The organism is Planctobacterium sp. R6 (genome assembly GCF_055755215.1).
Map to the genome: position 1 here is coordinate 144,102 of NZ_JBVTQY010000002.1, position 12,554 is coordinate 156,655.

13 protein-coding genes are annotated in these 12,554 nt (G+C 46.0%); 6 read left to right on the forward strand and 7 right to left on the reverse strand.

The window, feature by feature from the left end; genetic code table 11:
* Positions 1-98: 98 nt before the first annotated feature.
* On the forward strand, positions 99-353 hold the full coding sequence (locus tag AC0J20_RS02435; RefSeq protein ID WP_229527727.1) for an acyl-CoA-binding protein: 255 nt from the start codon (positions 99-101) through the stop codon (positions 351-353).
* Positions 354-398: 45 nt separating this feature from the next.
* Here the strand turns inward: AC0J20_RS02435 and AC0J20_RS02440 are convergent, their stop codons facing one another.
* Both AC0J20_RS02440 and AC0J20_RS02445 read right to left on the reverse strand, forming a co-directional pair.
* Entirely contained in the window at positions 399-818 is a 420-nt protein-coding gene (locus tag AC0J20_RS02440) for an SRPBCC domain-containing protein (protein ID WP_473020471.1), read from the reverse strand.
* Positions 815-1,138, reverse strand: a complete 324-nt coding sequence (locus AC0J20_RS02445) for an ArsR/SmtB family transcription factor (protein ID WP_229527725.1) — start codon at positions 1,136-1,138, stop codon at positions 815-817. The genes AC0J20_RS02440 and AC0J20_RS02445 overlap by 4 nt, the downstream gene beginning before the upstream one ends.
* A 165-nt stretch (positions 1,139-1,303) precedes the next feature.
* Between AC0J20_RS02445 and AC0J20_RS02450 the strand changes: the two genes are divergently transcribed.
* The 5 genes from AC0J20_RS02450 (at position 1,304) to tyrA (ending at position 8,048) form a co-directional block, all read left to right on the forward strand.
* Entirely contained in the window at positions 1,304-2,836 is a 1,533-nt protein-coding gene (locus AC0J20_RS02450; protein WP_473020472.1) for an AbgT family transporter, read from the forward strand.
* 52 nt (positions 2,837-2,888) lie between these two features.
* Positions 2,889-4,895, forward strand: a complete 2,007-nt coding sequence (locus AC0J20_RS02455) for a TonB-dependent receptor plug domain-containing protein (RefSeq protein WP_473020473.1) — start codon at positions 2,889-2,891, stop codon at positions 4,893-4,895.
* Positions 4,885-5,493: a DNA-J related domain-containing protein gene (locus tag AC0J20_RS02460; protein WP_473020474.1), complete on the forward strand. Its 609-nt coding sequence runs from the start codon at positions 4,885-4,887 to the stop codon at positions 5,491-5,493. Before AC0J20_RS02455 ends, AC0J20_RS02460 begins: the two co-directional genes overlap by 11 nt.
* A 277-nt stretch (positions 5,494-5,770) precedes the next feature.
* Entirely contained in the window at positions 5,771-6,862 is a 1,092-nt protein-coding gene (locus AC0J20_RS02465) for a 3-deoxy-7-phosphoheptulonate synthase (RefSeq protein ID WP_229527721.1), read from the forward strand.
* 10 nt (positions 6,863-6,872) lie between these two features.
* Entirely contained in the window at positions 6,873-8,048 is a 1,176-nt protein-coding gene (gene tyrA, locus AC0J20_RS02470; protein ID WP_473020475.1) for a bifunctional chorismate mutase/prephenate dehydrogenase, read from the forward strand.
* A 61-nt stretch (positions 8,049-8,109) separates the two neighbouring features.
* Here tyrA and AC0J20_RS02475 read toward each other — a convergent pair whose 3' ends face one another.
* The 5 genes from AC0J20_RS02475 to AC0J20_RS02495 form a co-directional block, all read right to left on the reverse strand.
* Positions 8,110-9,075, reverse strand: coding sequence for a hypothetical protein (locus AC0J20_RS02475; RefSeq protein ID WP_473020476.1), 966 nt, complete (start codon positions 9,073-9,075; stop codon positions 8,110-8,112).
* A 78-nt stretch (positions 9,076-9,153) separates the two neighbouring features.
* Positions 9,154-9,348 (reverse strand): type II toxin-antitoxin system antitoxin, encoded by a 195-nt coding sequence (locus tag AC0J20_RS02480; RefSeq protein ID WP_229528039.1) that lies wholly within the window; start codon positions 9,346-9,348, stop codon positions 9,154-9,156.
* Complete coding sequence (locus AC0J20_RS02485; protein WP_229527718.1) at positions 9,348-10,202, reverse strand: SPFH domain-containing protein; 855 nt, start codon at positions 10,200-10,202, stop codon at positions 9,348-9,350. The genes AC0J20_RS02480 and AC0J20_RS02485 overlap by 1 nt, the downstream gene beginning before the upstream one ends.
* 155 nt (positions 10,203-10,357) lie before the next feature.
* Positions 10,358-11,530: a prephenate dehydratase gene (pheA, locus tag AC0J20_RS02490; protein ID WP_473020477.1), complete on the reverse strand. Its 1,173-nt coding sequence runs from the start codon at positions 11,528-11,530 to the stop codon at positions 10,358-10,360.
* Between the two features lie 214 nt (positions 11,531-11,744).
* Positions 11,745-12,545, reverse strand: a complete 801-nt coding sequence (locus AC0J20_RS02495; protein ID WP_473020478.1) for a response regulator — start codon at positions 12,543-12,545, stop codon at positions 11,745-11,747.
* Positions 12,546-12,554 lie beyond the last annotated feature (9 nt).

Sequence of the window (12,554 nt, forward strand, 5' to 3'; positions counted from 1 at the left end):
TCAGCAAAGCCCTGACTGTTTCAGCCAGGGCTTTTTTTGTTGAAGCGCAAGAGATTGTTAGCTAGGCTTTTTAGCGACAACTAAAAGATGGAAAAACTATGTCATTACAAGAAACTTTCGAACAAGCCAGTGTTGACTCAAAACAATTGCCGCAACGTCCCAGTGATGAAGACATGTTGAAAATCTATTCCCTGTATAAACAAGCCACAGTCGGTGATGTGACCGGTGACCGACCGGGCATCTTTGATTTTGTGGCGGGCGCCAAGTACGACGCCTGGGCCGAACAAAAAGGCAAATCAGGCGAAGTGGCTATGCAGGAATATGTGGACCTGATCAACAAACTAAAAGGTTGAACAAGTGTTTACCGGGCCGAACAGACAAGCGCAAAGCCTGCCTGTTCAGGCAAGGTGCTGCGCTAAATGGCCCAACTCCTGTAACCAGCCCTGAATATTCATTTGGCGATGTGACTTTTGTTTAAACCCTGACTCGATAAGCACCAGATGAGTTTTGCCACTGACAGTAGGCTTTAAGGTCCATTCCACCAGGGTGGCGCCAGAGTCCTCAAAGGGCACATCCGGATCGTTCATCCACTGGTAGGCGAAATAGTTTTCAGGGTTAACGGAGACCACTTTCATGGCATATTTGCCTTCACATTGGGTGCGCCATTCAAAATAGCCTTCAGCACCTTCGCGCAATTCAAATGCCGCACTATCGCCAAACCATTGAGCGATTTGCTGTGGATCTGTAATGGCCTGCCAGACTTTTTCCAGGGGTTGATTAAAGGTCATTTCGCGTTTAATAAAATCAATGTTACTCATGCTTTATCCTCGTTGTTCAGATGATGTTTAAGATTTTGTAATTTGCCATCCCATTGTTTAGCAATCGGCTCCAGCCATTGCCATGCATCAGAAAAGGCGTAATGTTTCAGAAAATGACGCTTTTCTTTTCCCTGAAATTCGGCCGCGACGGCACCGGTTTTGATCAAAGTATTCAGGTGCTTGGTCATTGCCTGACGGGAAATCCCGCTATCATGAGTCAACTCCTTGATTGACAATCCAAACTTAGCTGCATGATAGCTGCTAAGTTGCTCTATGATTTGTCGACGGGTGGGGTCGGCGATAGCCTGAAATATATCCATAGCAACTACTAAAAAATGACGATAATGGTTTTATATGCAACCCAAAGGTTGCATGTCAAGCCGTAAAGCCATTCTTTTTATCAAATATCGGCGGGTCAGGTTTTCACTCTGGGCCGGATTGTGCCAAAATTCGCTGCGGACTTAATAATTAAAACAGGAATAAATATGTCTGACTCTACCTGGGTTACGCGCGCGCTGGATAAAGTAGAACGCGTCGGTAATAAACTCCCGGACCCTGCGGTTATCTTTTTAATCAGCCTGATGATCGTATGGGCGTTATCAGCGCTGTTGTCTGGTGTTCAGTTTGACGCCATCGACCCCCGAACCGGTGAGGCTGTGGTGGTTAATAACCTGCTGACTGGTGCTTCCTTAGCTGACTTTTTATCGCGAATGGTGACTATCTTCACCGGTTTTGCACCTTTAGGTGTGGTTTTGGTGGCCATGTTGGGTGTTGGTGTCGCAGAGCATTCCGGCTACATTAATGCTGGCCTAAAGCGTATGCTGGACTCAACGCCTAAAATGTTACTGACCCCGTCGGTAATCCTGATTGCGATTGTCAGTCATACCGCCACCGACGCCGGTTATGTATTGGTTATTCCGCTGGCGGGCGTGATATTTTATGCGATGGGCCGTCATCCTCTTGCGGGTATTGCTGCGGCGTTTGCCGGAGTCAGTGGTGGTTTCAGCGCCAACTTTATTCCGTCAGCCATTGACCCACTGTTACAAAGCTTTACTCAAAGTGCGGCTCATATCATTGACCCCAGCGTACAGGTTAATCCACTGAATAACTGGTTCTTTAACTCGGCCAGTAGTTTGCTGATTATCGGTATCGGCTGGTATCTGACCGATAAAGTCATCGAGCCTCGTCTGAAAAATACCCCGGTTGATGGCGACCCCAATGACATCCCTAAATTTGAAGACTTAAATCCAAGACAGAGCAAAGCCCTCAGAATCGCCACTATTACCATGTTGGCAGGGGTTGGGTTATTAGTGGCTATTTTGTGGCCAGAAGATTCACCAATGCGTGCCCCCGATGGTCAGTTAACCTCTTTTGCTGCACCAGTCATGCGTTCAATTGTACCGCTTATATTCTTATTGTTTGTGATACCCGGTGTGGTTTACGGCTACCTCTCTGGTACCTTTAAAACCACCAAAGACGTTATAGGTGCCATGTCCAAAGCCATGGGCAGCATGTCTTATTATGTGGTTATGGCGTTCTTCTGCGCCTTGTTTATTGATGCCTTTGGTAAATCTAATCTGGGAGCCTTGTTGGCCATCGAAGGTGCACAGTTCCTGAAAGCCATGAATTTACCGAGTATGGTAACTATCGTTGGCCTGATTTTCCTCACAGCCTTTGTGAATTTATTCGTTGGCTCTTCTTCGGCAAAGTGGGCCTTGTTAGGCCCGATATTTGTACCTATGCTGATGCAACTGAATATCTCACCTGATTTAACTCAGGCTGCGTACCGACTGGGAGATTCTTCCTCTAATATCATTACTCCGTTGATGCCGTACTTTCCATTGGTTGTGGTTTATTGTCAGCGCTATGTGAAAGGGACGGGAATTGGTACCTTGTTATCATTGATGTTGCCGTTTTCAGTGACTATTATCAGTATCTGGACCGTATTTTTATTGATCTACTGGGGGTTGGGTTTCCCACTTGGGTTGCAATCCAGTTATGTTTATCCCGCACCTTAGTCGGTCGAGTGAAAGGTGGAGGGAGTCACTTTAACAGGTTAACCGGAGCACTATGCAGCAGCGCATTTTTACCTTGATTTTATTCTATTGGACTGCGTTGTTTGCTCCGGTTTATGCTGCTCAGGAGGCCGAAAATGTGCCGCTTGACGACCTGATGGCATTGTCGTTTGATGAATTGTTTGATGTGGAAGTCAGCATAGCCAGCATTGCCCCCCGTAATATTAATGACGCTCCCTCTACTGTCAGTGTTTTTACCCGCAATCAAATTGCCAATCTCGGCTTTCAAAATGTCTACGACATACTGAATCTGGTGCCAGGGTTCCAGGTCACGCGTGGCGATTGGGTGGGGGCCGTGCCTAAGGAACACGCCCGTGGCGTATACCTGGACAATGGCTATGTGTTGTTTTTACTGGACGGCCAAAGGGTTAACGAGTTGTCTTTTGGTAAGGCTTCTGTGTATTTGCCATTCATGGCACTGGATCTGGTGGAACGCATCGAAGTCATACGGGGGCCAGGGTCTGCCATATATGGTAGCAATGCGTTTATGGGAGTGGTGAACGTGATTACCCGCAAAGAAGACAACTGGGTTCATGCTGCGGTGGGGCAAAACAAAGGAACGAAAATTAATGCCGGGTTCAACCTTCAGCTTAATGACCTGTCCTTGAGCTTTTTAGCAGACCTTCGGCAACAAGACGGCAACGACTATGGCAACTTGTCTGAGCCCAAATTTAAGGACCCTTCCGAGCATCAGTTTCTCAGTGCGGCTCTGCAATACCAACGCTTTCAGGTAAAAGTGCGTTGGAATCGTTCTGAACTGGAGGACTTCATTAATCTTGGTGGGGTGCATCCGGAAAATTTCCATTATTCCGAAAATATCGCCTGGTCAATGGCTTACCAACATGAAATTAGCGAACAAACACAAATTACCGTAAAGGCACAATATACCGAACATGAGATTGAATCTGCCGGAAAAGTTTTGGGAGCAGAGGAAGCGGATTTTATTACACAGGACTTTTTAACCGGGCCTTTTTGGATCACCGATGATTTGGAACTATCCGTTGATATCACCCATGTATTGTCTGAATCCGCGCTGTTAAACCTTGGACTGGAATCGCGTCGGGCCAGACAAACACAAGCCGGAACAGTCACCAATTACCTGGATTTTTCCAGCGGAGCGCTGACCTTATTGCCGGAGTTTTATTTGGGAGCAGCACAATCTTTCGCGACACAGGGGATCAATGCGTTGTCGCCGTTGCTATCCAAACAAAACACCCGCAGTGGATATGTGCAATATAGCCAACAGCTTAATGACAATATTGACTTTTATATCGGTGGTCGCTATGACGATGTTGCCGATATTGACGCCAAATTTTCACCCAGAGTAGCAGTAAAATATCAGCTGAATAGTCGGCACAGTTTCAAATTACAGTATGGTGAAGCATTCAGAACGCCGGTGACCAATGAACTTTATTCCGAGGATTTAGTCACAATCGGCAACCCGGATCTGAAGCCAGAAGAAATCAAAACGCTGGAAATTTTATGGCAACGTCAGTCAGAAAAAAACAGAACTGAATTAGTATTGTTTAACAACGAGCTGGACGCCTTTGTGAACAAAGTGTCGCTGAACAATACATTGGATCAGGCTACTTTTCAGAATGTGATCAAGGAGTCGATATCGGGCGTTGAACTGGCCCACAGATCCAGAGTGTCAGATTCCTTTGAATGGTATGTCAATGCCACCAGTTTGTTTGATCAGCCAATTAATCCCAGTTATCGCCGCTTTGCCAGTGCGGGACTGCTTTGGCGTTATATGAAAACACGGATAAGTTCTGAATTAATCTGGCGCCAGGCGATTGAAGTGGACAACCATTTTAGTCACGGTAGCTACAGCCTGTGGAATATTAATTATCATTACCAGGCCACCCCGGAATGGGCAATCCGCTTCACCGCCAGTAACTTGTTCAACAAATCTTATTGGGTGTATGAACCCAGGCTGGCGAATAATGCCATGCCTGGCTACGGCCGTGATGCCTGGTTAGGGGCAACCTATGCGTTTTGAACAGGAATTACTGTTCGATGCACTGCGAGCGATTCTGTCAGATACTGTGCCTTTAAAAGAGTTCGAACTGCTACAGCAATTGCAGAGCCCGCCATGGGAGTTGTTTGAGAAAAACGCGCTGAGCAATGAGTTACGTCTGTTCCAGACCCACTTTACCCTGTTTCACACTTTATACCAGTTGCAGGATTATTGGCTGGCTGAAGGCCTGGGGTACCTGAAAATTTCAGCATTACATATTCAGTTGATGCCTGGTGAGGGGGCAGGCCTGATTGATGAAGCGGAACACAAAATTAAACGCTATTACAACGACTGGCGTCACTTTTCTCAGACCACAGAACAGGATGTTGCGGCATTGCTGGATAGTTTTTGGCGCGAATTTGGACAAAGCAAGCAGTGGCAATCTCCGGCAACGACTGAGGTGCACAACGCATTTGTTTTTTTCACACTTTCGCAGAAGTCAAGTTGGTCTGAGGTGAAGCGCTGTTATCTGAAATTCCAATTAGACCATCACCCCGACAGAGGAGGCGATGGCCAGCTTTGTCAACAAGGGGCTGTTCATTTCGATGTGTTAAAACGCTTCTATAAAACCGCGGCATAGGCAGTATTAAACGGCCTTTTTAGTGATTAAATCGATTTATTTCATTTTTTGCTTGTTCTTTAGATATTCAAATGTTAAAAAGTCAATATATAGTGCTAAATAATTAAATCTTAGCTGTAACGAATTAATTACAATATGTCTTTAGTCAACGCACACAATCAGATTCTGCTCAATAATCTTCCAGGTTATTACCGCACCTATTTCTTTTATTATTGCTAATTCCCAATTAGCTACCCCCACTTTTACTCTTTTTACACATTAACAATCAGGTACAAACATGCATAAGGATTCTATCGATAACGTCCACGTCTCAGCCGAAGATGTGCTTGTTACTCCGGAACAGTTACAACAACAGATGCCGGTCAGTGAACGGGCATTAGCGAAAATTGGCGAAGCCAGGCAAATTATCAGCGACATCATTCATCGCAAAGACCATCGCCTTCTGGTGATTTGCGGTCCGTGTTCTATTCACGATGTTGAAGCCGCTAAAGAATACGCACTGAAACTTAAACGCGTGCAGGAGTCCTGCATGGATAGTTTATATGTGGTTATGCGAGTGTATTTTGAGAAACCACGCACCACAGTAGGCTGGAAAGGTCTGATTAACGACCCGCACATTGACGATAGTTTTGATATTGATACCGGATTGCGCAAGGCCAGAGAGTTATTGATTTGGTTAGCAGAGCATGAGATCCCGGTGGCCACAGAGGCATTGGACCCAATTAGTCCACAATACCTTGCCGAGCTATTCAGCTGGGTAGCCATCGGTGCCAGAACTTCTGAATCTCAGACTCACCGGGAAATGGCCAGTGGATTATCCATGCCGGTAGGTTTTAAAAACGGGACTGACGGCAGCCTTGATATTGCTATTAACGCATTGCGTTCAGCGGCTTCACCTCATAGCTTCATGGGTATCAATAAACAAGGCCAGGTGGCCATGATCCGCACTCAGGGGAATCCCGATGGACATGTGATTTTGCGTGGTGGTAAACAGCCTAATTACGACTCAGTGTGTGTGGCAGATTGTGAAGAACAACTGTTAAAGGCCGGGCTGACCGCTGGTCTTGTTGTGGACTGTAGTCATGCCAATTCAGGAAAAGACTATCGTCGTCAGCCCCCCGTTGCGCAAAACGTTGCCAATCAGATCCTGGAAGGTAATGAGTCTATCATTGGTATCATGCTGGAAAGCCATTTAAAAGCCGGAAATCAAAGTAGTTCAGGTAAGCGTAAAGAAGAACTGGAATACGGCGTATCCATTACCGATGGCTGTATTGATTGGGAAAGCACAGAAAAATTATTAAGAGATATCCGGGATAAACTAATAACTGTGCTACCTTTGCGATTAAATAAAATGAGCAAAGCCAGTTAGGACAACAAGCATGACACGTGAAGTGGATAGTAAAACGACTTCCGGGCAGGAGCCGGCATTGGATCTGAGCGAATTACGCCAGCAAATTGATGCTCTGGACAGTGAATTGGTGCAGATTTTGGCAAAACGGTCGGCACTAACTCGTCAGGTAGGCGAGTTCAAAAGTAAGACCGGCTTGCCCATCTATGTGCCAAGTCGGGAAGCGCAATTGCTGGACTCCAGAAAAGCCCAGGCCAAAGAGGTGGGTTTATCCGAAAGCCTGATAGAAGATGTGTTGCGACGTGTTATGCGGGAGTCTTATCAGACGCAAAATAAACACTATTTGTGTGCCTGCCCTGAAGTGCAAAATATTGTTATTATCGGTGGGCATGGGGCATTGGGGTCTAAGTTTGTCACCATGTTTGAGCGCAGTGGCTATCATGTTGATATTATTGATAAGAATGGCTGGCATGAGGCTGATAGTCTGTTCGCAACGGCCGGTTTAGTACTTGTAGCTGTACCTATTCGTCAAACAGAACAAGTGATACGGACATTAAGACAGCTTCCTGAAAACTGCATTCTGGCGGATATCACCAGTGTGAAATCAGGTCCGGTAAAAGCCATGTTAGAGACGCATCAGGGGCCTGTAGTCGGGTTACATCCAATGTTTGGCCCGGACGTACCTGGCCTGGTTAAGCAAGTTGTAGTGATATCTCACGGGAGGCAGCCTGAGCAATACGAATGGTTGCTGGAGCAGTTCCGCATCTGGGGGGCGGCGTTAATCGAAAGTACCCCTGAAAAACACGATGAAGCCATGGCCTTTATTCAGGTTATGCGCCACTTCAGTAGCTTTGTTTACGGTGCCCATCTGGCAGCAGAAAACCCCTGTCTGACCGAGTTATTGAAACTCAGTTCACCCATTTACCGTCTGGAACTGGCCATGGTAGGGCGGTTGTTTGCTCAGGACCCGGTACTCTATGGCGACATTATCTTCAGCAGCGACACCGGCAAGGCACTTTTAAAACGCTTTCACGGACGCTTTGATGAAGCCATGGCCTTGCTGGAATCCGGTGATAAGCAGCAGTTTGTCAGCCAGTTCACAGCGATTGCCGAATGGTTTGGTGACTACGCCAGCCAGTGTCTGGCGGACAGCAAAAAGTTATTGTTAAAAGCGGATGATGATCGCACCCTGGAGACGGGGGTTTAGACAAAGGTTCCAAAGCTGCAGATTATTACTGATCGCGAAAAAAGATCACTACCGACAGATTTTAACGTTTGGCTTTTGGTAGTTTAGAGCGTCTGGCAACCACATCGGTGGTTGTTGGGGCTGTACGGGTATCCTGGGTATCTCTGAGCCTGGCGACAACACTGACAGTAGACGACAAGCCATGTTGTTGTTCAAAGCTTTTCAGGCTGGATACCCGGCCTGCAGTGCTTTCAAATCGACTGCTGACCGCTTTCGGATTAAACACAACGCTCCCCATTGAACCTGGTGTAATGCCTTTGAACAGGTGTTCTTTACTGCGTCCTGATATCCCTATCTGGTTAGCGGCTTTGCTCTGATCAACATTAATGACGTTGGAACGGGTTTTCTTTTTGTCATCTTCAACGACGGCGGAGCCAAGTATTTGCCGGGTTGTTTGTTTATCAACGTCAAATCCTCGTATCACCGGTCCGGCATCACCCCAGGAATTCATTCTCTGACCGGCTATTACTGAACGGGTCTTTACGGATGCGTTGTCAAACAGGCTGGGGGGCTTTTCCTTAAATTGGCCACGTTGCTTCTGTGCTTCCAGCGCCCTCATCGTCGTTTTAATGGAGGAATGGGAGTCAGCTTTGCCACGTTTTTCACGACGCTCCTGCATCATTCGGCCCACTGCCGCAGCTTGTTGCGCAATGCCAAATGTTTGTTTCAAATCGGATTTAATATGTTGCTCTGAATAGGTTGCAACATAATGCTGGGCGCGTTTTGCGTCACTGAAATTTATCCAGGTTTGCTTGGTTGGACCCTCCGCCGCTACAACCCGGCCACTGGGCATTTGGTGCATATCCTTATACTTACTGCCTGGCGCTGCCGGCGCATAAACCGTACTGAATGCGCGGTTAGTTCCGGTATTTTGACCGTTGATTAACCGACGCGAATCCACATTGACGACTTTTTTTCCGGCTGTGGATTCACCATCGATTTGGTGAATAAATGGTCTCAGGGGGCCTTTGCCATTGGAACCGTTCATAGTAATCAAATTAATTGTGAGCAATATATCTACACAATAGATCAGGAAAGACCAAAAATATAGGCAAAATTATATGCGCTACTTTTTATCCTGATCTTCCAGTTCGGTTACCACTTTTTGCACCAATTTTACCCGACTGTTTTTAACCAGGGCGTCGCGTAAGACGTATTCAATTTGAGCATTCAGGCTGCGCAGCTCGTCATCCGCCCAGCGCTGCATCGCAGCGAGGACGTCTTCGTTAATACGCAGAGGGTAGGCTTTTTTTGCCATAATCAGTAGAGCGAGCCGGTATTCACCACAGGCTGTGTGGCTTTATCGCCGCACAGTACAACAAGCAGGTTGCTGACCATGGCGGCTTTGCGTTCTTCATCCAGCTCAATGACGTCTTTTTCTGCCAGTTTAGAGATAGCCATATCCACCATACCAACGGCGCCTTCAACGATTTTGGCTCGAGCCGCAATAATGGCTTCGGCCTGTTGCCTCTGTAGCATAGCGCTGGCAATTTCCTGAGCGTAAGCCAGGTGACTGATTCTGGCTTCCTGCACGGTAACCCCGGCTTTGCCTAAACGTTCCTGAACCTCTCTTTTCAGTTGTTCAGCGATTTCGACCGGGTCGCTTCGCAAACCAATTTCATTTTCATCGGCGGGATCATAACAGTAAATATTGGCAAGATTTCGTATGGCAGCTTCGCTTTGAATGCTGACATAACTTTCGTAATCGTCTACCTCAAAAACCGCTTCAGCAGTGTCAGTCACCGACCAGACAACAATGCTGGCGATTTCGATGGGGTTACCATTTTTATCATTAACCTTAATTTTGGCACTTTCAAAGTTCCTGATCCGGAGGGAAATTGTTCTTCGGATAAAAACAGGAATGGTCCAGCGCAAACCATTTTCGCGAACTGTGCCCACATAGCTGCCAAATAAGGTTAAGACTTTGCCCTGATTAGGCTGCACCATGAAAAAGCCAGGCATACACAAAATCGACAAGAAAATTAACAATATTTGGGTACCCGGAAACGTCTGAGGAAGCGGGCTCATACTTATTATTGAGCCGCCTATTACCACCAAAAGAATGGCAAAAACAATATAACCGCTGACCGAAAATCCACGTTTTTCATTAATCATAAATCACCTAAAATGATATCAAAGTGATATCACTATGATTGAAAGTCAGGGTTTCGGCAAGTCTGTTTTGTGATAATTTTCAGATGTTCAGACTAAGTCCATGATTTTTATACAAAAAAAAGCGCTCACAAGAGCGCTTCGGGCGATGGGCTAGTTTATTGAGATATGGCCTTCACCATGGGAACTTTGGTGTGATCAATATCTTCACTGGGATAGCAACCCAACACCTTGAGGTTTCGGGTTATATTGGTGAGTTCTTCAATGGTTTTTTCTACCGGTCCATCCTGAATATTGCCTTCGACATCAATGTAGAACATCTCTTCCCATGGATTACCTGTGATGGGGCGAGATTCCAATTTAGTCATATTAATATTGTTGTCTTTGAGTACGACCAGTGCTTCAACCAAGGCACCGGGTTTTTGAACTGTAGACATAACAAATGTTGTTTTTGCCGGAATCTGCAGAGGTACGACACAGGGCTCTTTGGCGATAACAATAAAGCGGCTGTGGTTTTCCTGTTGATTGGCGATATTGCTTTGGATCGGGTGCAGGTCATAAAGCGCGCCACCTTCAGCACTGCCTATAGCTGCAATATCAAAACGCTCTGACTCTTTTACTTTCTTGAGTGCATGATAAGTACTGTCGCATACCTGACGTTGCACATTACCCAGGGTGTTAAGAAACTGGCTGCATTGCTGAAAAACCTGAGGATGACCGTACAGAATTTTGATGTTGCTTAAGTCTTTTTCATCCTTGGTGAGGATGGCGTGTCGGATCGGGAAGGTAAGCTCTCCCACGATGGCAATATCACTGTGTTGCAGTTGGTCGTACACTTCGTTAATACTGCCAGATGAGGTATTTTCGATGGGCAAAACCGCGAAATCGGCAGTACCGCGTTCGACGTGTTCGAATATCTCTGCGAAGCTTTGGCAACCAATTTCCTGTAACACACCGGGGCGACGCGCAAAATACTTGTGTGTGGCCAGATAACTGTAGGCTCCTTTGTCTCCCAAAAACGCTACCCGGTTAACACTGTTTTGCTTGTCCGGATTGGCGTGCTGTGTGAGCAGTGCCTGTTGGTTTAGTACTGAATCTTCAATAATCAGGTGAAACAGGGATTTTACATACTGCGGTGCCAGGCCACATTGCTGCCCTTTTTTAACAAGCTCAATGAGCAGAGATTCTTCTCGTTGTACATCGCGTACATTTTTGTGATGGCGAATTTTATCTTCTGCCACCGCTTTAGTAAGTTCCTGCCGTTTGGCCAGCAGTTTGAGCAATTGCTCATCGGTTTCAGTGATCTGGGTGCGCAGTGTCTGCAAGTCCATGGTATTTTCCTGGTGTTATTCTCTGTAAAAGCAAAAAAAAAACCTCCCGGGTGGGAGGTTTTAATATTTCGTACTCACGCACAAGCCTCCCGATTCAGGATGAGGTAAAAAAGAAAAAGAGTGCGTTTTTTGTATTCATGGTTTTGAAAGTAAAACTACAGCCATTAAAAGTCAACAAACTAATGGTTATAACTCAGCAATCAATGGTATTACTCTATTCCGTGAGCAAGGATACCAGCATCTTTTTCACCATGCTGGGCTCAAAAGGCTTGTCACACAAGGCGTTTACGCCCGTTTGCTGAATGTTTGACATATGCAAACTGTCAGCACTTTCTGAGGTAACCATAATAATCGGAATATGCGCTGTTTCCGGATTGAAGCGAATAAATTCCGATAATTCACGGCCGTCCATTTCCGGCATATTGTAATCGGTAACAACAATGTCAAATTCATTGTCTTTCAGATAGGTCAGTGCCATGGCGCCATTTTCGGCCTCAATAAAGTTTTTAACCCCCATTTTTTCCAGTGTACGACGAATGTGACCGCGGGCCAGCATACTGTCGTCCACCAGTAACACTCTGATTTGGGTAATATCAAAATACTCCAGTTCGATTTCATCTTCGTTGATCAAATCCAACGAAGCATTTAAGGCTTTCGTCAAATGCACGGGTTTAAATGGCTTGGGTAAAATCGCTGAGATACCCGCCTGCTTATATTCTTCCAGTTTAGAGGTTTTGGTTTCGCTGGACACCAACATAAAGGGAATAGACGCCAATTCTGATGATTCTTTGATGTATTTCAACACATCAATTGCGGTGCCGTCAGCAAAGTACATTGCACTGACAACCAGATCCGCTCCGTGAGATTTGAGCGCATTTTTTGCGCCGGACACATCAGACACCGCGTCAATTTCAGCGACATTCTCTTTGATCAATAGTGAAGTTATGATTTTTCTTTGGGTGTCAGACGGCTCTATCAACAGGATATTAAGGTCTGATATTTGTAGTCTTTGCATGAGATACTC